At 35.7% G+C, this 21866-nt stretch carries 20 protein-coding genes; 10 read left to right on the top strand and 10 right to left on the bottom strand.

All coding sequences use genetic code 11. The annotated features are described in order from the left end of the window. Window positions 1-43: 43 nt before the first annotated feature. Window positions 44-2863 (bottom strand): TonB-dependent receptor, encoded by a 2820-nt coding sequence (locus tag LPB89_RS18310; protein ID WP_230703125.1) that lies wholly within the window; start codon window positions 2861-2863, stop codon window positions 44-46. A 231-nt stretch (window positions 2864-3094) separates the two neighbouring features. Between LPB89_RS18310 and LPB89_RS18305 the strand changes: the two genes are divergently transcribed. From LPB89_RS18305 to LPB89_RS18295, 3 genes are all read left to right on the top strand, one after another. After that, a complete protein-coding gene (locus tag LPB89_RS18305; RefSeq protein WP_026983516.1) occupies window positions 3095-3778 on the top strand; it encodes a response regulator transcription factor in 684 nt (227 codons plus the stop codon). Between the two features lie 228 nt (window positions 3779-4006). Then, complete coding sequence (locus tag LPB89_RS18300) at window positions 4007-5092, top strand: cell wall metabolism sensor histidine kinase WalK (protein WP_230703124.1); 1086 nt, start codon at window positions 4007-4009, stop codon at window positions 5090-5092. A 163-nt stretch (window positions 5093-5255) separates the two neighbouring features. Further along, on the top strand, window positions 5256-6551 hold the full coding sequence (locus LPB89_RS18295; protein ID WP_230703123.1) for a porin: 1296 nt from the start codon (window positions 5256-5258) through the stop codon (window positions 6549-6551). Here LPB89_RS18295 and LPB89_RS18290 read toward each other — a convergent pair. The 4 genes from LPB89_RS18290 to LPB89_RS18275 form a co-directional block, all read right to left on the bottom strand. After that, window positions 6548-7624 (bottom strand): glycosyltransferase, encoded by a 1077-nt coding sequence (locus tag LPB89_RS18290; protein WP_230703122.1) that lies wholly within the window; start codon window positions 7622-7624, stop codon window positions 6548-6550. The two genes, LPB89_RS18295 and LPB89_RS18290, sit on opposite strands and share 4 nt — an antisense overlap. Before the next feature lie 243 nt (window positions 7625-7867). After that, window positions 7868-8416, bottom strand: coding sequence for a hypothetical protein (locus LPB89_RS18285; protein WP_230703121.1), 549 nt, complete (start codon window positions 8414-8416; stop codon window positions 7868-7870). 64 nt (window positions 8417-8480) lie between these two features. After that, on the bottom strand, window positions 8481-11909 hold the full coding sequence (locus tag LPB89_RS18280; RefSeq protein WP_230703120.1) for a hypothetical protein: 3429 nt from the start codon (window positions 11907-11909) through the stop codon (window positions 8481-8483). Window positions 11910-12021: 112 nt separating this feature from the next. Then, on the bottom strand, window positions 12022-12651 hold the full coding sequence (locus tag LPB89_RS18275; RefSeq protein WP_230703119.1) for a hypothetical protein: 630 nt from the start codon (window positions 12649-12651) through the stop codon (window positions 12022-12024). 245 nt (window positions 12652-12896) lie between these two features. Here LPB89_RS18275 and LPB89_RS18270 point away from each other — a divergent pair, with 245 nt between their 5' ends. Further along, window positions 12897-13280 (top strand): helix-turn-helix domain-containing protein, encoded by a 384-nt coding sequence (locus LPB89_RS18270; protein ID WP_230703118.1) that lies wholly within the window; start codon window positions 12897-12899, stop codon window positions 13278-13280. Between the two features lie 84 nt (window positions 13281-13364). Here the strand turns inward: LPB89_RS18270 and LPB89_RS18265 are convergent, their stop codons facing one another. Beyond that, window positions 13365-14624 carry an aspartate kinase gene (locus LPB89_RS18265; RefSeq protein ID WP_230703117.1) on the bottom strand — a complete coding sequence of 420 codons (1260 nt, stop codon included), beginning with the start codon at window positions 14622-14624 and terminating at the stop codon, window positions 13365-13367. Between the two features lie 256 nt (window positions 14625-14880). Beyond that, complete coding sequence (locus tag LPB89_RS18260; RefSeq protein WP_230703116.1) at window positions 14881-15351, bottom strand: GNAT family N-acetyltransferase; 471 nt, start codon at window positions 15349-15351, stop codon at window positions 14881-14883. A gap of 171 nt (window positions 15352-15522) precedes the next feature. On the opposite strand from LPB89_RS18260, the gene fbp reads away from it, so the two are divergent. Continuing rightward, window positions 15523-16530, top strand: a complete 1008-nt coding sequence (fbp, locus tag LPB89_RS18255) for a class 1 fructose-bisphosphatase (protein WP_230703115.1) — start codon at window positions 15523-15525, stop codon at window positions 16528-16530. A 193-nt stretch (window positions 16531-16723) separates the two neighbouring features. Here fbp and LPB89_RS18250 read toward each other — a convergent pair whose 3' ends face one another. Continuing rightward, on the bottom strand, window positions 16724-17155 hold the full coding sequence (locus LPB89_RS18250) for a TerB family tellurite resistance protein (RefSeq protein ID WP_132037376.1): 432 nt from the start codon (window positions 17153-17155) through the stop codon (window positions 16724-16726). 169 nt (window positions 17156-17324) lie between these two features. Between LPB89_RS18250 and LPB89_RS18245 the strand changes: the two genes are divergently transcribed. From LPB89_RS18245 to LPB89_RS18225, 5 genes are all read left to right on the top strand, one after another. After that, a complete protein-coding gene (locus LPB89_RS18245; protein ID WP_132037377.1) occupies window positions 17325-17918 on the top strand; it encodes a HupE/UreJ family protein in 594 nt (197 codons plus the stop codon). Window positions 17919-17923: 5 nt separating this feature from the next. Next, window positions 17924-18355, top strand: coding sequence for a dCMP deaminase family protein (locus LPB89_RS18240; protein ID WP_171568424.1), 432 nt, complete (start codon window positions 17924-17926; stop codon window positions 18353-18355). Then, the gene (locus LPB89_RS18235; protein WP_230703114.1) at window positions 18356-19933 is read left to right on the top strand and encodes a S41 family peptidase; all 1578 of its coding nucleotides are present in this window, start codon (window positions 18356-18358) and stop codon (window positions 19931-19933) included. Window positions 19934-19949: 16 nt separating this feature from the next. Next, on the top strand, window positions 19950-20315 hold the full coding sequence (locus tag LPB89_RS18230; protein WP_230703113.1) for a nuclear transport factor 2 family protein: 366 nt from the start codon (window positions 19950-19952) through the stop codon (window positions 20313-20315). 93 nt (window positions 20316-20408) lie between these two features. Then, on the top strand, window positions 20409-20720 hold the full coding sequence (locus LPB89_RS18225; RefSeq protein WP_230703112.1) for a hypothetical protein: 312 nt from the start codon (window positions 20409-20411) through the stop codon (window positions 20718-20720). Between the two features lie 305 nt (window positions 20721-21025). On the opposite strand, the gene LPB89_RS18220 is transcribed toward LPB89_RS18225, so the two are convergent. Together LPB89_RS18220 and LPB89_RS18215 are read right to left on the bottom strand one after the other, a co-directional pair. Then, complete coding sequence (locus LPB89_RS18220) at window positions 21026-21631, bottom strand: FAD-dependent oxidoreductase (RefSeq protein ID WP_230703111.1); 606 nt, start codon at window positions 21629-21631, stop codon at window positions 21026-21028. A gap of 1 nt (window position 21632) precedes the next feature. Next, window positions 21633-21833 (bottom strand): hypothetical protein, encoded by a 201-nt coding sequence (locus tag LPB89_RS18215; protein WP_047778985.1) that lies wholly within the window; start codon window positions 21831-21833, stop codon window positions 21633-21635. Window positions 21834-21866: the final 33 nt, after the last annotated feature.

Here is a 21866-nt window from a genome sequence, read left to right as displayed (position 1 = left end):
AAGCCCCAGAATTTCTGGAGCTTTCGTGTGTGTTTTATGAATGTTAAAAAGTGTATCCTAATTTTAAAGAGAATCCAACACCTTTTTTGTAGCTGCTAGATAAGTGTGATTCTTCTCCAAATGGTAATGTTCCTTTGTCTCCGAATTCAAATTTTCTTTCAGGGTTTAACAAGTTATCTGCAGTAAATTTAATGTCAAAATGTTCTGAGATTTTACTGCCCCAAACTAGGTCTAACTGTGATACAGGCAATTCGTAAGTATGATCCTGACCGTTTGTTCCTACTGCGAAAATTCTTTTTCCGAATACACCATAAACTAATGAAAAGGTATTGCTCCATTCTTTTGCCAAATTGAATTCATATTTCAAATCAGAATTTACCAGCCAGTTTGATGCTCCTTGCAATGCTCTTGTTCCTTTGTGTGTTTCAAGTGTTACTAGTCCCGGAGTAATTTTTCCGTCCTCATCAACTGAGTCATATGTAGGGCTTACATTTACTTTTGTAGACATCAAAGTTGTGTTCAAACCAAATGAAAATGCAGACAAACTTTCGTTGATTCTGTCTAATCCTAAAAGAAATTCAAATTCTGCTCCATATAAATTAGCGCTGTCAGAATTTAAGAATGTTGTAATAGTTCCGGATGTAGCGTTAGTAACAAATGTTCTTTCGATTGGGTTGTCAATGTATTTTCCAAATACACCTACAGCAAACATTTCTTTTGCACTAGGAAATAATTCGTATTTTAAATCAACATTGTAATTATCACTATTTTTTAATATAGAATTTCCTTGTACAGCAGTTCCATCAGCATTTTGGTAGGTTATAGGAAACGATTCCATTATTACGGGTTTTGTATAAGTCTTACTCGCTGCAAAACGAAGATTTGATTTCTCGTTCATAAGATATTTTACATTCAAGGAAGGTAAAACATACAAGTTGTCGTATTTAAGTGTTTTAAACGGATCTGTAAAACTTCCTAACCCTCTATAGTGAGTTTCTTTTAGCGTACTTTCAACTCGAACACCGGCATTCAATTCGTATTTGTCAGCAAATTTCAAAAGTAAATTGGTATAACCTGCATTTGCACTTTCGTCAAGTTTTACTTTATAGGTCGCATTTGAGTTTTCCTCAAAATAAACGTTAGAATTTGTTACTAAATCACTTTGAATTTTGTCGTTAATATTATTAACATTATATGTAAAAGCTGGGCCCTGACTAGCAATAAATCGGTAAGATGATTCTACTTTAGAGGTATTTCCACTATAACCAATAGTTATTTTATTTTGTTTATCAGTACCTTTTCCAAATTTCAGGCTGTATTCTGCCATCGCTGAAATAAATGAATTTCCGTCTACAGTTAAATATTGACGTAAGAAATTATTTCCTCCATAACTTGTGTTAATCTGACCATCATCTTGTATAGTACCAGTAAAAGTTTTTCTATCCGGTTGCTCATACTTTGTATCTGCATAAGATACACCAGCCTTTATGTTTTGATTTTTATCTTCAGTTAAAGCATATTCTCCGCCTAATTGTAAGTTTAAATAATCGCTTTTCTCTAATTGATTGGTACGGATAAGAGTATTTTCAACACCATTACCACCGTTTTCCCCATATTGATCTTTAATAGAGTTTAAAGTCGTTTTAATATAAAGTGTATTAAAATTTAATTTAAGCCTGTTTGTGTTGTAGTTTAAACCTAATAATGAAGAGGTTGTAGTTTTGAAACGGTACTCCGTAGTTATAAAATCATTAATGTATGTTGAAGGTGAAAGTATATTCATGGTTCTTTCAGCACCTTCTCTGATAGCATAATTGTTATCGTAATTAATAGATAATAAGTAAGAGAAACTACGCTCATTACTTAAACTAAATTTTTCTGCGTGTAATAAGTTTAAACTTGAATTTAAAGGAGCTTTTGTTTTGCTAACACTAAAACCTTTATTACCACTTATTGAATTTAACGACTGCTCTGTTGTAAAATCTTGTTTAGTTGCTTTACCTCCAAGAAAACCTGGTAATTCCCTGTCTTTGCCATTAAATCCAAAAAAACCAGCCGCTGTATCGGCGTCAGTTGATAATAAGAAATCTTTAAAGCTGTTTCCGGTTGTATAACCAGCTCCGACATTTATTTTCGTAATGCTTTTTGTTGGCTTTGAAGTTTGGATATTAAATGTTCCACCTGCAAAATCACCGTAAATATTTGGGTTGAATGTTTTATAAACGTCAATAACACCCACAATGTTTGTTGGAAACAAATCAAGAGAAACTATTTTGGTAAAAGGATTGTTTGATGGAGCCGCAAGGTCATTAATTAATAAGTTGTTATAACGATCTTCAAGACCACGAACAAATAAACCTCTGTTTCCTACTTTTGTGATTCCGGTAATTTTTGTTAAACCTTCTTCTACGTCGCTAACCCCTTTTCTTGACATTTCCTGTGCGCCAATACTTTGTTTGATAACGACTGCATTTTTCTGATCTAGTAATAATGCTGTTTCTTTTTCTCTGTTAGCTGTAGATTTTACAACAACATCTTTAAGGGTATAGCCTCCTGAAGAAAGTATTTGATTTAAAGTGACAGTTTCATTTGCTTTAACTGTTACCGGTTTTTCTACTGATTCATAACCAACAAAGCTGAAAATAATAGTATAGCTTCCCGGATTTACACTTAAAGTATATTTCCCGTCAATGTCAGTGTTTGCGCTAATGTTTGTTCCTTTAATTAAAACATTTGCAAATGGTAATGCCTGATTGTTAGATTCCTTGTCGGTTAATACACCAGAAATCGTACCTTTGTTCTGAGCGACCGAAATCGTGCAGATAAATAATGTGATTAATAGAAATTTAAGATTGAATTTCATTTGAGTTGTGTTTAATTTATTTTTTTGCAAAGAAAGAACCGCCCTGTAAAGTTCATGTTACGCACTTGTTATGTTTTTGTGTGCTGTAGATTATCAAATTGTTACCAGATTAAATTACCGTTAACAGGGATTTTTGACTGTTGATTTATTATTATATTTACCATCGCAATTAAAAACCATCAGATTTTCAGGAATTAAAATCGGATGAGAAAACTCAATTTTTGCTACTTTATGAAAAAAACACAAACCAAGATCTTATTAGTTGATGATGAACCGGATATCCTTGAAATCGTTGGCTATAACCTTGCTCAGGAAGGCTACCAGATTGTAACTGCCTCAAATGGAAAAGATGCTATCGCAAAAGCCCAGAAAGAATTACCGGATTTAATTATTATGGATGTGATGATGGCTGAAATGGACGGAATGGAAGCTTGTGAACACATCAGAAAAATACCAGAATTAAATAATGTAATCATAACATTTTTAACAGCAAGAAGCGAAGATTACTCTCAAGTTGCTGGTTTTGATGCAGGTGCAGATGATTACATTACCAAACCCATAAAACCAAAATTGTTGGTAAGCAAAGTAAAGGCTTTGTTAAGAAGATTAAAAGAACAGGAAGTTGTTAGTGATACCTTAAATGTTGGCGGAATCGAGATTAACCGTGAAGAATATAAAATTATCAAGGGGAATGTCGAGATTGCTTTACCAAGAAAAGAATTCGAATTGTTTTACCTGCTAGCTTCAAAACCGGGGAAAGTTTTTAAAAGAGATGAGATTCTGGATAAAGTCTGGGGTAATGAAGTAGTTGTTGGCGGAAGAACAATCGATGTACATATCAGAAAATTACGTGAAAAGATTGGAGAAGATCTTTTTAAAACCATAAAGGGTGTTGGTTACAAATTTGAAGTTTAAATTTTTTAAGAAACTGAGCTTCTGAGATACTAAGTGGCTGAGGCTTCTGGTGTAAATCGGAATTTTAGTTAAGATTTAAAAGGATTCAAATTGTTTTAAAAACATTCCATAAATTTAAACCATATAAGAAATTGAAGTTCGTAGAAATTTATATGAACTTCAATTTCTTATATGGTTTTTGAGTTAAGCTTAATTTTTCTAAAGTCCCGTAATGATTAAATAATATCAATGAAAATCAATTTTAAGAAAACATACAAATTTGCTATAAAGTCAGCATTATATATAAGTCTTTTTACAACGGGATTTGTAATGATACTGATGTCTTTGTTTTATAAGAATCAACTCAAACATCAGGTTGCATTTGCATTAATTTTTATTATCTCTGTCTATATTTTTTCCTTTTTGGTTTTGCAATATCGCGTAGAGCGCTTTATATACAGGAGAGTTAAAAAAATATACGATGAGGTTTCGCTATTAGAATCAACTACACTGATCAATCAGCCCATAACCACAGACATGGAAACGCTTTCCCGTGAAGTGAAAAAGTTCGCCACCGATAAAAAACTGGAAATTGAAATGCTCGAAATCAGGGAACAATACCGAAGAGAGTTTCTCGGAAATGTTTCACACGAACTAAAAACACCTTTGTTTACGGTTCAGGGCTATGTTTCGACTTTATTAGATGGCGCGATGGACGATAAAAACATCCGTAAAAAATACCTGAAACGCGCCGAAAAGGGAGTAGAGCGCCTGATCTATATTGTTGAAGATCTCGATATGATTACCAAACTCGAATCGGGTGATCTGGATTTGCTGATGACCGATTTTGATATTGTGGAACTGATTGAAAATGTTTTCGATTTATTAGAAATGAAAGCTGATAAAAAGAAAATCAAACTGGCTTTTGAAAGTAAAAATATAAAATCACTTATCGTTCGGGGAGACCAGGACAGAATACAGCAGGTACTTGAAAACCTGATTGTAAACTCTATCAAATACGGTAAAGACGGAGGTTTAACAGAAGTGGGCGTGGTCAATTTAACGAAGAAAAAAGTGTTGATTCGTATTAGCGATAATGGAGAAGGAGTTGAAAAGCAAAATATCCCGAGACTTTTTGAACGTTTTTACAGGGTCGATAAAAGTGGAACCCGTTCTGAAGGCGGTTCCGGACTTGGACTGGCAATTGTAAAACATATTATTGAAGCCCACAAAGAGAAAGTTTATGTAGAAAGTGAATTCGGAATTGGTTCTGAGTTTTCATTCACACTTGAAAAAGCACATAAAGCACAAAAACCGGAAGTTAAATTATTGTAACGTTTATTTTGAAGAAAGCCATCTGGCCTGACTTTAGAGTGCTTCATGATAATTGCGTAACTATTTGGAAACAAATCTTCTTATTATGGTAACATCTTGTTAATGATTTCTTAACATTGGTGATACATCTTTGCACATTGAATTGTAGTGCATTAGAGAAAAGATGATAAAAAGAAAAATAATTGCCGTTTTATTGCTGATGGCTTCTGTAGCAAATGCACAGGATTTAAACAAGGAAGATGTTAAAAAAGAAGTCATTCGTCTTCTTGATTCCATAAACAAAGCAAAACTTCCCGATACAAAATCAGGTGTTAGTGGTGAAGAACACTGGTACGACAGGATCTCACTGCGCGGTTATGCTCAAATACGTTACAATGGTTTGTTTTCGACAAATGATAAGGTTTCCTGCGAACAATGCGATAAATCATGGGGAACAACATCTACGGATCCGGAGGCAAAAGCAAATAATGGTCTTTTTATCAGACGTGCCCGATTGGTATTTTCAGGACAGGTTCACCCAAATGTATTCTTCTATTTCCAGCCGGATTTTGCAAGTTCACCAAGTACCGGAATTCAGAATTTTGTTCAGATCAGGGATTTATATTTTGACCTTTCTTTCGACAAGAAAAGAGAATACCGTCTTCGTGTAGGGCAAAGTAAAATTCCTTACGGATTCGAAAACATGCAGTCAAGTTCACAGCGATTGACTTTAGACCGGTCCGATGGTATAAACAGTTCAATAGCAAATGAACGTGATTTAGGAATGTTCTTTTACTGGGCACCTGCCGAAATCAGAAAGCGTTTTGAAATGCTGGTAAAAGACGGTTATAAAGGTTCGGGCGATTTTGGTGTATTTGCCTTAGGGGTTTATAATGGACAGATTGCAAATAAGATAGACGGAAACAGGGATCTGAATGTTGTAGCAAGAGTTACCTATCCCTTTGTAATTGGTAATCAGATTATTGAGCCGGGAATTCAGGCCTATACAGGAAAATGGGCATTCACGGGAGAAATTTCTTCAGGAGTTACTGTTAATGATCCGCAATATATAAAAGATCAGCGGGTAGGAGCGACCTTTGTTTTATATCCAAAACCTTTCGGAATTCAAACCGAATATAATATCGGAACCGGACCACGTTATAATACGGTAACAAAAACCGTGGATGTAACAGACTTAGATGGAGGATATGTTTTATTGAACTACAAATGGGACCTGAAAAAACAACGTTTGTATCCTTTTGCGAAATTCCAGTATTATGACGGCGGAAAAAAATATGAAAAAGATGCCAGAAGTTACGTTGTTAGAGACTACGAATTTGGAGTAGAATGGCAGCCGCTAAAAGCGTTTGAACTTACAGCGGAATATGTCATTGCCGACAGAAGCTTTGTAGACAGTGCCCTTCCGGTCAACAGACAGCAAGGGAACTTACTAAGATTACAAGCACAGTTTAACTTCTAGGCCTTATCTTCAAATATAGAAAATAACGAATCCCAGTCGATGTTATTTTTAAATTGAGCAAAACCTTTAAACGATTTTACTTTTGAAAGATCTTCAATGGTAAAGTCGTTTTGCGTTGCATAGGGTACTAGATTTTCATCCTGAAGTTTGATGGCCAGATATTCCTGCTCGTATTGCCCCGGAGTTGGAATGAAAAAAGCTTTTTTGCCCAATTTTGCCAAATCCATAACGGTAGTGTAACCCGAACGGCAAAGCACCAGTTCACTTTCGTTAAAAGTTTGTTCCAGTTGTTTGGAGTTCATGAAATTATAATAGGTCACGTTTCCAATTTCCTCTTTTGTCTGGGTTTTTTCCACAACCCCTTTTACAAAAACCACTTTGCCGTCAAAACGTTTCACTTCTTCCTGTAATTTTTCATCTAAATACGTACGTTGAGGTTCGGGTCCGGAAAGAATTACCATCAGGTCATATACTTTCGGCGTATCTTTTTTACGCATTCTGCTTAATGGCCCTATATATTTTAAATTTAATTCGTCTGTTTTAAGATGTCCGAGGTCACCAGTTAGATTTACGGCTTCATTAGTGTCCGGAACCCAGCATTCCGTATATTTTTTTATAATATGCTGATGGCATTTACTGGTAAACCAGGTGGTATTTCCGGTCATGACATTGAGTTGGTGCGTCATAAACACAGATGGGATCTTTCTGCTGAAAACGCCCAGTCTGTTGTCTGAAATGATGCCGTCAATTCCGTGTTTTTTAATTAAAGACTTTACCATTTTTTTCTCGTCTAAAATGGCTGTAATCATTTTAGGCAGGTTTTTGATCAGTTTCCATTTGAAGTTTTTACCATTTTTGGCGTATTCAATATGGTAAGAAGGCAGTTCTAATGTCTCTATGTATGGGAATTCTTTACGTAATAGTGCCAGTGCAACTCCGTCAGAAGCTATTATCGGTATGTACTTGTTTTCCTGAAGCGCTTTTATGATAGGGATACATCTTGTCGCATGTCCTAACCCCCAGTTTAATGGGGCTACTAAAATAGTTTTGTTCGCAGAATATTCAATGCTCATAATGTAACGCTTTTTGAAACGAAGATAAAGAAATATGTTTTTTATGATATTTCAGGCGTATTACTAAATTATTAACTCTATAATTCTGTTGAAGCCTCATTTTTCAGTTAAAAGAGCTGAATAAAAGCAGATTTTAGAGGTCAAGGTTATTTGTATGTTAACTGCTAATCTGCTTTTAAAGCATTCTGAAACAAAAAAAGGAACTATTTAAATAGTTCCTTTTGGTATATAAATGCAATTATTTTAATCCTGAATATACGTTTTGTTGCCATTGGCGTTAATGTAATATTTACCGCCTCTTGGTCCCGTATATACTTTTTTACCGTTGTATTCTCCGGTAACCTTATCAGCAACTTTTGGAGCTTTTTCGTTGGTTTCTTTTAGTGTTTTAGCAGCTGTTTTTTTAGTTGCCGTAGCATCTTTCTTTACTGCTTTGATCTTTGCATCGGTTTTAGCTTCTGTTTTTTTTACGTCAGCTTTTGTACTTTCTTCTTTTGCAGCTTTTTTGGCTTTTGCGGCTTCACTTTTAGCTTTTGTTGAGGCATCTGTCGCTTTGTCAGCGGCCTTTTTTGCCTTTGCAGCTTCTTTTTTGGCATCTGCCGAAGCCTGGTCTGCAGTTGCTTTTTTAGCTTTGGCTGTTTCTTTTTTAGCATCTGCTACTTCCTTATCAGCTGCTGCTTTTTTCTTTTTGGCAGCTGTCTCACTTTTTGCTTTTGTTGTTTTTGTGGTTTCCTGAGCATAAAAATTACCGGACAGCACTAACATAAAGCAGAATAATACTAATTTTTTCATAAGTTAAAGGTGTTAGAATTTCAATTAAAATTAATCATTTTATGTTAATGTTTTTCGTAAAGCATTAAAAATAAGCGCGAAGCTGAATGTTTCCGGTATGGATGGTATTTCCGGTTTCGCTTTTACGTCCCTGATAGTTTAAATTGATGTCTAAAAACTGCGTGATATTTTTCTGTAAAAGAAGTTTCCAGACTAAGTTCTGTCCCGCCTGAAGCCCTTCCAGCATTTGAAATCCAACAGAGGAAAATTCATTTCCGGTAAATTTATTTTCATAAAAAGAGAACTCTCCGCTGATAGTTACTTTTTTTTCACCGGCATAGGAAAAAGAAGTCCCAATCCGGTTTTGGGCTAAAGTTTCTAAGTTTCCGGTCTGGTTTTTTTTGTTTTGCAATTCATAAAAGAAATCCAGACTGGTGTTTTTTGAAAATAAATAGCTGATTTTCGGAGCAATCTGATAACCTTCCAGATCATAATTTTTGGCCGTAAAGTCTTCCGAAACTAAGGTGGTTTTAATTGTTTTGGTAAACCAGTTAAACAACCAGCTTTTTTGATAGAGATGCGTGTATTGCAGTTGATGGGAATTGTTTTTCACCTCCTGTGAACCAATGGAAAGTAAATTTTTTCCTTTATTGGCGAGATAAGAATAGGTTACGGAATGGTTCTGTTTTCCCCGATTGTAATACAGGCTGTTCCTGAAACTGGAATTTAAGCCCAGCATATTTTCATCCGAAGAATTAAAGGGATTCAGTTCGAAATGACCTCCGTCGTTTTTTACCTTTCGGTCCATAATAAAGGAAGTCTGGTTGTAAAAATAAGAAACCAGTTTTTTGAAACCAGTTTCGTTTTGCCATTGCAGCGGATTTAAGATTACCGATTGCGAGAACTTATTCTGATTGGTTTTGATGTAAATCTGATTCGGTAAAAAGATACGTATAAACTTAGCCTGATCCGGAAAAGGGGCAATTTCAAACTCTTCCAGTTCCTGGATTCCGTTGCCGTTATAATCATTCCAGGTATATACTCCCTGTCCGGCCGGAACTTCTACATAGGTAAATTCCTGTTGCGCAATAGTTCCGGAACTGGTTTCGTAAGTGGTTCCGATTTGCATAAACTGATTGAAGAAACGATCATTATACAGAATCCTGGAGTTAAGCGAAGGCTCACTTTTTCGGGCTGGATCCGTAAAAGCTAAAGTCCTGTAACTCGCATAAACCGCTAAATCTGTTTTTTTATTCTGGATTAATTTCGATTTCAGTACATACATTTTCGAATCATTGACATGCTGTAAAAAACCATTTTGTAAACTGTCATTTCGCCGCTGCAAATAGCCCAGTTCTACAAAAACCTTTGTACTGTCGCCACGCCCGACAAAAACGCCATATTCTGAAAACCGCTGGCTTAACGCCGAAAACTGATTGGTGACTTTGTCTTTTTCCTGATTGTCTTCAATCTGGACACTTCCGCCAACCCAGTTTTTTCCAAAATGGTATTTTGTTTTGGTTAGGTTTCTAATGAATTTGGAGCTTGAAGTGGCGGCATCAGAATTCAGGAAACTTCCGCGATTTTCAATTGTCCAATGGTTCAGTTTAAAGAAAGCGTTGGCCGTATGGCGTGACCCGGAATAACTCTCGGTAAAATCTAATTTTTCGAATTGGTAGGTAAACAAACCTATATTAGTGGTTTCTTTTTTAGAGAAGAGATCAAAATTCAATCCCGTAACCAATAAACTCTGATTTCCTAAAAGTGTCGAATTTAAATTCCAGTCCCGATTAAATTCAATATTGTACAAGCGCTCCACAGATCTGAAATCTTCCTGCACAAACTGATAATTGGCAAAAGCATCCAGTGTCCAGTCTCTCGTAAAAAGACGTTTTTTGATATTTGTTTTGACAGCAACCCCTTCGTTATTGGAATCATCAATAGTTGAAAACAGGTTTTTGTCGTTATTGCTCACTGCAATTTCAAAATCAACCAGCGTTTTTTCATCCGGATTGTATTTTCCTAAAAAGGTAGCGACCTGAATTTTCATAGGAGCCGTCAGCTTTACAATGGGTTCGTAATTCCCCTGTAAAACGCCATTTACGGGAGCGACATATTCGTAAATACGTTCAACAGAATTGTTGTTCTGAATGATATAATTCCCAAGATTATTTCCGACAAGACTGAATTTTACATTGTATAAAACATCAGTTGAATTATTGGAATATTCATAAACGTCAAGACCGTTCAAAACGATTTTTTTGTATAAAATTTTATTGTCTGCATAAGCCTCTTCATAGGCAGAAGGAGCCGTCATCCGATTCTGGTCGTCTCCGGCCTGGGCTAGAATCCGGACTTGTGCTGTAGAAAGGTTTTGCTGTAAAGGCTGATTTTTCAAATCGCTTTCGGAATATAAATAACCTCCAAAACTCCAGCTTTTATTTTCGTGTGTTGCTCCGGCATACGTTACCAGTCGATTGTAATTTCGGTCGGAATACTGGTATTCAATTGTAATACGCATTTCTGAAGTAATGGTAAAAAGTGATGTAAAAACAATTTCGCCTGCATTATAATCAATTACATAATCGTTATTTTCACCGCGTTTCAGTAAAACACCATTTACGTAAACACGTTCCGAACCCGAAATTACCAGGACGTACAACTCACCATTCTGCCCTTTTAATTTATACGGTCCCTGATTGCCTTCCTGTCCGACAAAAGTACTTTTGGCGTATTGTCCTTTCACAAAGGCAACCGATGCAAAAATATTGGTTTTGCTTTTTTCGGTATCAAAATCAAAGCTTGCAGCAATTCCCTGAACTTTTTTATTGAAGCTTAAAAACTGTGTTTTCCTGTTTTCCAAAAAGACATCACCAGCCCTAATGTTCCAGTCATCGCTGAAAAGTTCCATAAAAATATTATCAAACTGATCCAGTTTTTGAGAATATCCGCCGTCCTGCAACGGAATATTGCTGTCCTGAAGAGAGGCCCTTAAACTTACTTTGTCGGATATTTTTCCGGTAATCTGTAAATCTAAATTAGAGTTTAAAACCGTGTTTTGATTGTTTCCGACGGTAACGCCACGGGTAATGCTTCCCGAAGTATTCAGCCCGTCAAACGGAATAGCTTTTTTGGTGGAATTCTCAATTTTATACAATTTATCGGTCGTCACATCATTGCTCACGACCTGACTTTCATTGTATAAACTGTATTCTCTGGTTAAAAAATCGGGATAGTTTAGATAGTTTACAATTAAAGTATCAGAGACTGAAGTGAGATTTTCTTTTAAAATTAAACGCCCTTTGGTAAAATCAACCTTATAAAAAGTAGTATCAACCGGTTCGTTTTTTGAATTTAAAAGTTGAAAGAAGCCTGAATTTATGCTGAATTTTTCCAGTTGAATCGTGTCTTTTGAAACCGCTATTTTTTTTGTTTTGTATAGTGAGTTTGTTTCCTGAGCGTGAAGCCCGGAATAAAAAACAAACACCATAAAAAAAAGTAATTTTTTCAACATAAAGACTTTAACTGCAAAAAGTCAAAAGTAGTATTTAATAGTGGTAAAATGAAAGAGCAGTTTTGCTAAAACAGAAAAGGCTTTAATTTGGAATGGAATCTGATAATTCGCTTTATGAATAATTTTTTGTAAAGAACATTATCGTAACCACCCAAAGCAGTAATACGTGTACATAGCTATAACCTACGATTTTTAAACCCTTACCAGTGTGGGTATTTGTTAACTGACCCACCTGATATCCTAAGTAAATAATATAGGTTAATTCAAATAAGTTTAAAATTTGAAAAGGATAAATAGACCAGCGTTGCAGTTCTGTGTATTCAATAATGCTTAATGCGGATAAAGGATAGAAATTCTGAATGTCTTTTAATGTATAAGAGGTCTGGAAAAAATAGAACCAGATAATTTTGAAAACAGGAACGAGTAAAAAGATAAATTCCGCTTTTATGACAGCGTCCCAAAGACGATTAAATTTTAACTCCCTATCAGAGAAAGTCAGGCCAATATAGAGTATAGCAGCAATTAGTATAGTCTTGATTAGGAGAATAGCCGGAATAAACATATACTCGATCCATTGCCATCTTTTTTGAAAGCCGGTTAAATTTTTAATTTGTAGCGAGGTGAGCTGCTCACAAAGTGAATTGTAAAGTGAATTATCATAATGGATCGCTTTTTTGAAAATTTCTGCAATTAGAATGGAGAGAATAGAAAGTATTACGTACTTGAAAAAAGGGTTTTTCATAAATTAAGTGAGGGGATTAAAGAATTTGTTTGGATATTTCATTCGCCAACATAGCATACTAATAGTAACCCAAATGAGTTTTTATACCGCTACGCTTCATAATCTATTTGACAAGAATCATTTTTAGGATTACACCACTTTTTGCACGACTAACAACGGAACAAACTTACGAACCATTTTAAAAATCTATTAGTCGATTTTCGGTTATTTGAAACCAATTTTCGGTTTAATGTAAAATATTTCCTATGTTTACTTCCGAAAATTCTGGTTATATGAATAGGATAGTAGGAAATAAGCTAAAAAAGCTGCGTCAGGCTAAAGATATGTCTCGGGAAGAAGTAGCAAATGGTTTATGTATGTCCCAATCAGCTTATGCACGTATAGAAAGAGGGGAAAGTTGTTCGTGGGCGAGTTACATGAATAGAATTTGCGAATTTTTCCAGTTGACACCTGAAGAACTGGTGAAGGATGAGGAAGAACCAATTGCCAAAAACAATGATCTGATAAAGGAAAATAAAACGCTAAATGCATTGCTTAATGTCTATGCGAACATAATAATGATGCGTGAAGGAGAAATTCTTGTACTCAAAGCAATCATTGAAGATCTAAAAAGTAATACACAAGAATAATATAAAAAAGAAAGACCTCATTTTTGAAATGAAGTCTTTTGGGTATTTTTGAATTCTATAATTAACGGTAAAAGGCAGAAAAAATTAATTGATCTCTTTAGTCACAATCTGCATCGTCTCACGGCTTACCTGTTTCAGTAAAACCGCTTTGTTTTCTTCAACAGTTTGAGCTGCCTGTTCGGTGAAATGGCGAATCGTGTATAAAGTCACATTCTCGTTGTAATCTACTTTGAATTTCCTGGAGAGAATCGCATTCAGGTCATTAAAATTCTCAAATTTATCTTCGACACAAACAGAAAAACTAATCGCGGAATTCTGAATCAGGTTTACCTTGATTTTGAATTCGTGGAAAAGAGCAAAAATTTCGCTGATGTTTTCCTCCATAATAAAAGAGAAATCAATAGACGAAAGCGAAATCAGAAGCTGATTTCTCTTTACAATAAAACAAGGGTATTGCGGTTCTAAATCGACTCCTTTTGATACGCAGGTTCCTTTTAGCAAAGGATTGATAAACGATTTTACATACAGCGGAATTTCTTTTTTCTGTAAAGGCTGTAACGTTTTTGGATGTATAACCGTTGCGCCGTAAAAGGCCAGTTCGATGGCTTCACGATACGAAATCTGGTTGAGCAGGCTGGCATTTTCGAAATAACGCGGATCGGCATTCATAACGCCGGGAACATCTTTCCAGATCGTAACGCTTTCCGCATTCAGGCAATAAGCAAAAATTCCTGCGGTGTAATCTGAACCTTCACGACCTAAAGTGGTAGTGAAATTATTTTCGTCAGCACCCAAAAATCCCTGAGTGATGTTTAATATTTTTCGGGGCACGTTTTTGCTGATATTTTTTTCAGTTGCTTCCCAGTCTACTTCAGCATCACGGTAGTTGGAATCGGTTTTTATGAATTCACGCACATCCAGCCATTGTGTTTTAATGCCCATGAAATTCATAAAATGACTCAGAATTGTAGTCGAAATCAATTCCCCGAAACTTACCACCTGATCATAAACGAAATTATAATTAGGGGATTTATTATGTGCCAGAAAATATTCCAGATCCGAAAATTGTGCTGTTACCGCTGCAAAAACTGCGTGGTTTTCATCATTAAACAGACCTGACAATATTTGATTATGGTATTGTTTTATTTCTTCTACAGACGAATTCAATTCCTCCGACTTATCAAAGTAATTTTTAATCACCACTTCAAGTGCATTTGTTGTTTTTCCCATTGCCGAGACAACCAGAATCACATCCTCATAACCCACTTTTTGCAAAACGTCATATACGTTTTTAATTCCTTCGGCATCTTTTACGGACGCTCCTCCAAATTTAAATACTCTCATTCTTAATTTTAGATTTTTAATTTTAGACTTCATATTGAAATGAAATCGGATACTTTATATTTTTCTGCTAGAGAATAAAATGATTTTCATAGTTTTTTTGAAACGAATTTACTTCGTCTGTTGTCGCCCGAGTCACTAATTTACGCTAATTAATTCGTGCTAATTCGTGAAATTCGTGGCAAAAAAACACTTTTTTATTAACTAACGTTAATCTTCATTCCCTCTGCTATAGGGACAGGCAAACGTTTTTTTTTGATTATTTTTCCAGGAAAGAATTAATTCCTGCTTCGCTCATTTGAACCACCCTCCATTCTTCAAGAATTTTTGCACCGGAATTCTCGTAGAATTTCACGGCAGGTGTATTCCAGTCCAGTACATTCCATTCGATTCTTCTTACGTTGTCTTTCTTTCCCTGTTTCATGATTTCGGCATAAAGGGCAGATCCCAGACCTGTACCGCGCATTTTATCCTTTACAATTAAATCTTCCAGATGAATTGTTTTTCCTTTCCAGGTAGAGTAACGGTAATAATATAATGCTATTCCAACAATTTCCTCTTCAACCTCTGCCACAAATACATGAAACAACGGGTTTTCGCCAAAGCCGTCACGTACCAAATCATCTGTTGTTATTACAACTGCATCGGGTTCTTTTTCGAATATTGCCAACTCCTGTATTAATCCTAAAACCGATTCCATGTCTTCCGGATTTCCTTTTCTAATATTCATATATTCTTATTATTACGCGTTTATTAGCTAAAATAGTATGGTTTTAGTACTCAATTTTTGCTTTTGGTTACCAAATATACAATAGTAGCAAACTAACGAAATAATTTTTAAACCATTCTCACAAAAAAAACGATATTTGTGACTTAAAATTAAAACTACAACGATATAGTAATGGAAGAACGCAATAAAACACTGGGAGAGTTTATTATTGAGAACCAAAAAGCATTTCAATACTCATCGGGGGAGTTATCCCGAATTATCAACTCTATACGTTTGGCGGCGAAAGTGGTCAACTATAAAGTAAACAAAGCAGGATTAGTGGATATTATTGGCGCAGCAGGCGAGCAGAATATTCAGGGAGAAGACCAGCAAAAACTAGATGTCTATGCAAACGAAGTATTTATCCAGACGTTAATAAACCGTGAGATTGTCTGTGGTATTGCTTCTGAAGAAAACGACGATTTTATTACTGTTCAGGGGAGCGACAACAGTCATAATAATAAGTACGTGATCTTAATGGATCCTTTAGACGGATCATCAAACATCGATGTCAATGTTTCTTTGGGAACTATCTTTTCTGTTTTCAGAAGAATTACGCCAATTGGAACTCCGGTGACCAGCGAAGATTTTCTGCAGCCGGGTGTAAACCAGGTGGCTGCCGGATATGTCATTTACGGAACATCAACAATGTTGGTTTATACTACAGGCCACGGTGTAAACGGATTTACTTTAAATCCGGCTATCGGAACATTTTACCTGTCACATCCTAATATGAAATTCCCGGTTAACGGAAATATCTATTCGGTAAACGAAGGGAATTATGTGCATTTTCCGCAGGGTGTAAAAAACTACATAAAATATTGCCAACGTGAAGAAGAAGACAGACCGTATACTTCGAGGTATATCGGAAGTCTGGTGTCTGATTTTCATCGAAACATGATCAAGGGCGGAATTTATTTATATCCAACCAGTTCAAAAGCACCAAAAGGGAAATTACGTTTACTTTATGAATGTAATCCAATGGCGTTTATCGCCGAACAGGCGGGAGGAAAAGCAACAGATGGTTTCGGACGAATTATGGAAATCCAGCCCACCGAACTGCACCAAAGAGTTCCTTTCTTCTGCGGAAGTTATAACATGGTGGAAAAAGCCGAACAGTTTATGGCAGAGGCGGAGTAAAAGTCTTAGTTTTTAGTCTCAGTCTCAGTCTCAGTTTTCAGTCACAGTTACCAAACCGGACAGGTTTTTAAAACCTGTCCGGTTTAGCGATATAAATAAAAAACCCGACAAATCTTAGATCTGTCGGGTTTTTTTATTTCAATATCTCTGTGTCAGTCTGCAACTGTAAACTGCGACTATAATCTGACTACTTCTATTTATGCATATGTTGCATTTCGTAAACAAAAGTATCGCCGTCTACTTTTTTATCAACTAGCGATAATGCTTTTGCAATGATATAGTTTACGTTGCTTGGTGTAAAACCTAAAGCAATACCTAATTTTCTTAACATTACTTCTTGTTGGTCTTCCAGATGATGATCAACGTGTACCATTCTTGTCAGATCATATAAACGCTCTAAACGCTGTACGTGTAAATAAGGTGGGTTAATAGGATATTTTAATGGGTCGTTAAGGATTTCTTCGTATTCAGTTTCTGAAATCTCTAAACGTGCAGCTAATTTATCTAAGAATTTTTTTTCCTCAGGATGTACAATTCCATCGGCTAATGCTACGCGAACAATAGCTGAAAAGTGACCTTTGTTTCTTTGTTTAAATTCGCTATCAAATAAATCTGAAAATGACATAATTATGTTTTTTTATGGTGCAAAGATAAATCTTATTTTAATTTAACAAATTTAAATTTCTCATAAAATTTAACTTATTTTTCTACGTTGTTTTAATGCAGGGTTTTCTTGAATTTTCAAAATTAATCGTAAGTTTACAACCCCATAATCAATTAATACTATTACCGCTATGTCACAATTTTGGATTTATTTTCAAATAGGATTAAAGCATGTTTTAGATATTCATGCCTACGATCACGTTCTTTTTCTAATCGCACTAACAGTTCCCTATACGTTTAAAGACTGGAAACGTATTTTGCTTCTGGTTTCTGTTTTTACAATTGGTCATACTGTGGCTCTGGTGCTTTCTGTTTTTGGAATTATAGCTGTAAAAGTGAATATTGTGGAGTTTTTAATTCCGATTACGATTTTAATAACGGCCTTGTATCATTTGTTTACAGCAGGAAAAGCTTCTAAAAATGATGGGGTGAATCTGATCTTTTTTGTGACCTTGTTTTTTGGTATTATACACGGACTTGGATTTTCAAATTATTTCAAGACAATATTAGGAGGGACTGCAACCTCAAAATTACTACCTTTGGGAGAATTTGCATTAGGAATTGAAGTAGCGCAGCTCGTGGTAGTCTTTGTGGCTTTGTTGTTATCCTATATAGTGCAGACAGTTTTTCGTTTTTCGAAACGGGACTGGGCATTGGTAATGTCAGCCTTTATTATAGGAGTTGTCATTCCTATGATTATTGAAAGTCCTATTTGGAACAGATAAAATAAATGGAATTAAATAAAATAAATAAATACGATAAAGCGTATTTGCGAATTGCCAAAGAATGGAGTTTGCTTTCGTATTGTAAACGTAAACAGGTTGGTGCCATTATCGTAAAAGACCGGATGATCATTTCTGACGGTTATAACGGAACACCCTCCGGTTTCGAGAATTGCTGCGAAGATGAGGACGGATTAACACGTTGGGACGTTTTGCATGCCGAGGCCAATGCCATCCTGAAAGTAGCAAGATCAACACAATCCTGTGAAGGGGCGACTTTGTATATTACACTTTCACCCTGTAAAGAGTGCAGTAAATTAATACATCAGTCAGGCATAAAGAGAGTCGTGTATCAGAATGGATACAGAGACGATTCGGGAATTCAGTTTTTAATAAAAGCAGGCATCGAAGTATCACATATTCCCGATTTAGAAGAGTAAATGAAATTCAACTCAAAATATCTACCCATTGTCATAGGAGCTGTCTTTGCTCTTGGCACAGTCCTCGGAAGCCTGATGAATGCTCCCGTTGATGATCAGCTTTTGGCAAAAAATTACTCCAAAACAAAACTGAACAAACTTATTGACTTTATCAATACAGAATATGTCGATAGCGTCAATACCGATTCGATTGTAAATCTGACAGTTGACAATATACTGTCTAAATTAGATCCGCATTCCGTTTACATTCCACCCACAGAACAGGCAGAAGTTGCCGAAAGCATGAAAGGTGATTTTGTCGGGATCGGGATTAATTTTTATATGTATAAAGATTCGGTTGCCATCATCAGGCCGGTCGAAAATGGCCCGTCGGCGAAAGCAGGATTGAAATCCGGCGACCGCATATTATTTGCAGGAAAAACCAAATTGTTCGGCAGGAAATTACCTTCCGACAGTCTTTTTTCACAATTAAAAGGAATTAAAGGTTCTGAAATAGAACTCACTGTTTTTAGAAAATCGGAACAGAAGAAACTTAAATTTAAAATCAAAAGAGATATTATCCCGATAAAAAGTGTTGATGCTGCTTTGTTCTTGGGAAATAAGACAGGTTATATCAAGATAAACCGTTTTGCGGAAACCACTTATAAGGAATTCAAAACAGGCTTGACCCGTTTACAAAATAAAGGAATCCAGTCCTTGATTATCGACCTTCGTGATAACGGAGGCGGTTATATGGAAGAAGCGGTTGCGATTGCCGATGAATTCCTAAAAGACAAACAACTCATTGTCTTTACCAAAAGCAAAAACGGAACAACCGATAAAACGTATGCCAATAAGGGAGGAAGTTTTGAAAACGGAAAAGTATATGTCCTGATTAATGAAAACAGTGCATCGGCAAGTGAAATCCTGGCCGGAGCCCTTCAGGATAATGATCGCGGCACTATTGTAGGCCGTCGTTCTTTTGGAAAAGGACTGGTGCAGCGTGAAATGGATTTCAACGACGGATCAGCGGTAAGACTTACTGTGGCGAGATATTACACGCCAACCGGAAGGTCAATCCAGAAACCGTATAAAAAAGGAAACGAAGAATATTATAAAGAATCCGAAGACCGCATTAAATCAGGCGAACTTTATGCGAAAGACAGCATAAAAGTAGCAGATTCTCTAAAATTTAAAACACCAAAAGGGAAAATCGTCTACGGCGGAGGCGGAATTGTTCCGGATGTTTTTGTGCCAATGGAAGCGGAACACGGAAATGAAAATGTTGCTTATCTGATGCAGACCGGAATAGTGGGCCATTTTGTTTTTGAAGAACTCGATAAAAACCGGGACGCATTTGATGGTCTCAATTTTAGTGAATTTCAGGCCAGGATGAAAAATTCGGATGTGTATTTCAAAAAGTTCAGGAACTATATTTTAATGACCGGTTTAGACCTGAAACTGGATAAAACCAAAGCTTTGGTTAATCGCTATATTAATGCTGAGTTTGCCAGACAGTTGTATGGTGAATTGTATTATTACGATGTAATTCTGAAAGATGATGCGATGGTTAAAGCAATTTTGAATCCTAAAAAATAATTTTAACTTTTTTATCATGGAAAAAAGCAGTGTTGTAAATGCAGAAATAGAACTTCTTACTGCAATTAAATATGCGGATGTTTCAGTATTGGAAAAAATGCTGCATGATGATTTACTTTTTAACTTACCCGACGGACAAACGATCACCAAAGAATTTGATCTGAATACATATCGTTCCGGTAAAATGAAGATTGATTTCCTTGAAGCTTCAGATCAAATCATCAATTGTATCGGAGATACAGCCATTGTTAGTGTTGCGGTTTCATTAAAAGGCAACTACGACAATAATCCGATAGACACAACACTCCGTTATATCCGGGTTTGGAAACAATTTGGCGAAGACCTCAAAGTGATTGCAGGCAGCTGTGCGGAACTGAGGTAAAAACTACAGTAAATAATAATAATTTTTTAAAACAGGATGTAACGGATTTCGCTTACACAGTAGCGAACTTTACAGTAAAATAATAATTATAATATGAAAAATTTAAAAAGAATAAGTGCTCTGATTGTTTTGATGACTTTTGTAATCTCTTGTGCTTGTATGAAAGATAAAAACACGGTTTCAGGAAAAGTAGAATCTGTTGAATTCGGTAAGGATGGTTATACCGCTAAAATTAATACAGACAAGAATGAAGTTTATTTTGCAACGATCAGTATTGTTAATGTGGGTGGTCCGCAAAATTATAAAGTATTAAAACAAGGCGATGAGGTTTCTTTAAAAGGGGAACTCTGGAAAACAGATACAGAGAAACATATCAAGGTAAAAGAGATTGTTTCGGTGAAGTAACAACTTAAGGGAATTAAAAAAACCATTAAAAGATTAAGAAAATTAAGCTTCAAAACTTAACGGCCTTACTCTTTTAATGGTTTTTAATTATATAAAACTACGACGTTGGGTGTAATTCAAATGATGTCAGGCTGAGCGAAGTCGAAGCTCTTTCCACGTAAAAAGCCTTCGACTTCGCTCAGGATGACAATGATTTCTAAAAGAATAAAGACATTTTACTCAAGTTTATACTTTTAGCTATCTGTTTTTATATAAATAGGAGTTGCAGGGAATTATACCCAATAATGGGTTATATGTTTTTTTTATTATCGAATACTGTCATGTGAATGAGTCTGCACACCGTTGTTCCATAAAGTAAGAATATCTGTTGCTACAGCAGCACCACTTCCGGCAGCAATAGCCAGTTGGCTTCTCCAGCCTGCTAGGGTTCCGATTACATAAATGCCCTCTGCTACTTTATGATCGTCATTTTTCAGCTGAATTCGTTGCTTTTCCGGTAGTGCTTTTTTATGAGGTTCAATATATTGCATCAAACCTTCAATGTCAAAAGTATTCGCAGAGCCAATTCCAATGACGATGCTTTTTGTTTTATAGGAGTTTTTATTAGTCGTAACCGTAAATTCAGGAAAAGAGCCTTCTACTTTCATTACTTTTTCATTCGCAATCTGCGTAATATGCGGATACGTTACTGCCAGATCCTGTGTGCTTTCAGAAAGTAATTCCGAACCCAGTTTGCCTGGCGTTATGCCATAAGCATTGTAGAAAATTGCTTCCTGTAAAGAAGAATTTTTCTGATGCGTAAAAATTCCGATTTTTTTATCGCTTGCAAAAGCTTTGTTTTTGGCCGAACCTAAAACAAGAGCACAAGACATGCCCGAAACGCCTCCGCCGATAATTAAAATGTCAAACATATTATCTGCCGTTTGTTTTTTCTTCTATTTTTTTGGAAATTCTAAAAATCAATAGAATCAAAACGGCGCAAAAGGAAGCTGCTATTCCAATAAAAGCTACTGCACTGTCACCCTGGAAAGGGTTTTTAAAGTCAAGCAACGTAATATTAAAAACAATTAAAGCTAATGCTAAAAGCACTAAGATTGAAGTGAAAATTTTCATAATGGCTGTTTGTTTGTCTAAAATAGTAAAGTA

The organism is Flavobacterium sp. ENC (genome assembly GCF_020991415.1).
Classification (GTDB): Bacteria; Bacteroidota; Bacteroidia; order Flavobacteriales; family Flavobacteriaceae; genus Flavobacterium.
The sequence above is the reverse complement of the archived record's forward strand: the minus strand, read 5'-3'. Positions and strand labels throughout refer to the sequence as shown.

Excerpts from the sequence above, each read along its gene's own strand:
- LPB89_RS18310 (WP_230703125.1), bottom strand. The coding sequence starts at position 2,863 with ATGAAATTCAATCTTAAATTTCTATTAATCACATTATTTATCTGCACG.
- LPB89_RS18305 (WP_026983516.1), top strand. The coding sequence starts at position 3,095 with ATGAAAAAAACACAAACCAAGATCTTATTAGTTGATGATGAACCGGAT.
- LPB89_RS18300 (WP_230703124.1), top strand. The coding sequence starts at position 4,007 with ATGAAAATCAATTTTAAGAAAACATACAAATTTGCTATAAAGTCAGCA.
- LPB89_RS18295 (WP_230703123.1), top strand. The coding sequence starts at position 5,256 with ATGATAAAAAGAAAAATAATTGCCGTTTTATTGCTGATGGCTTCTGTA.
- LPB89_RS18290 (WP_230703122.1), bottom strand. The coding sequence starts at position 7,624 with ATGAGCATTGAATATTCTGCGAACAAAACTATTTTAGTAGCCCCATTA.
- LPB89_RS18285 (WP_230703121.1), bottom strand. The coding sequence starts at position 8,416 with ATGAAAAAATTAGTATTATTCTGCTTTATGTTAGTGCTGTCCGGTAAT.
- LPB89_RS18280 (WP_230703120.1), bottom strand. The coding sequence starts at position 11,909 with ATGTTGAAAAAATTACTTTTTTTTATGGTGTTTGTTTTTTATTCCGGG.
- LPB89_RS18275 (WP_230703119.1), bottom strand. The coding sequence starts at position 12,651 with ATGAAAAACCCTTTTTTCAAGTACGTAATACTTTCTATTCTCTCCATT.
- LPB89_RS18270 (WP_230703118.1), top strand. The coding sequence starts at position 12,897 with ATGTTTACTTCCGAAAATTCTGGTTATATGAATAGGATAGTAGGAAAT.
- LPB89_RS18265 (WP_230703117.1), bottom strand. The coding sequence starts at position 14,624 with ATGAGAGTATTTAAATTTGGAGGAGCGTCCGTAAAAGATGCCGAAGGA.
- LPB89_RS18260 (WP_230703116.1), bottom strand. The coding sequence starts at position 15,351 with ATGAATATTAGAAAAGGAAATCCGGAAGACATGGAATCGGTTTTAGGA.
- fbp (WP_230703115.1), top strand. The coding sequence starts at position 15,523 with ATGGAAGAACGCAATAAAACACTGGGAGAGTTTATTATTGAGAACCAA.
- LPB89_RS18250 (WP_132037376.1), bottom strand. The coding sequence starts at position 17,155 with ATGTCATTTTCAGATTTATTTGATAGCGAATTTAAACAAAGAAACAAA.
- LPB89_RS18245 (WP_132037377.1), top strand. The coding sequence starts at position 17,325 with ATGTCACAATTTTGGATTTATTTTCAAATAGGATTAAAGCATGTTTTA.
- LPB89_RS18240 (WP_171568424.1), top strand. The coding sequence starts at position 17,924 with ATGGAATTAAATAAAATAAATAAATACGATAAAGCGTATTTGCGAATT.
- LPB89_RS18235 (WP_230703114.1), top strand. The coding sequence starts at position 18,356 with ATGAAATTCAACTCAAAATATCTACCCATTGTCATAGGAGCTGTCTTT.
- LPB89_RS18230 (WP_230703113.1), top strand. The coding sequence starts at position 19,950 with ATGGAAAAAAGCAGTGTTGTAAATGCAGAAATAGAACTTCTTACTGCA.
- LPB89_RS18225 (WP_230703112.1), top strand. The coding sequence starts at position 20,409 with ATGAAAAATTTAAAAAGAATAAGTGCTCTGATTGTTTTGATGACTTTT.
- LPB89_RS18220 (WP_230703111.1), bottom strand. The coding sequence starts at position 21,631 with ATGTTTGACATTTTAATTATCGGCGGAGGCGTTTCGGGCATGTCTTGT.
- LPB89_RS18215 (WP_047778985.1), bottom strand. The coding sequence starts at position 21,833 with ATGAAAATTTTCACTTCAATCTTAGTGCTTTTAGCATTAGCTTTAATT.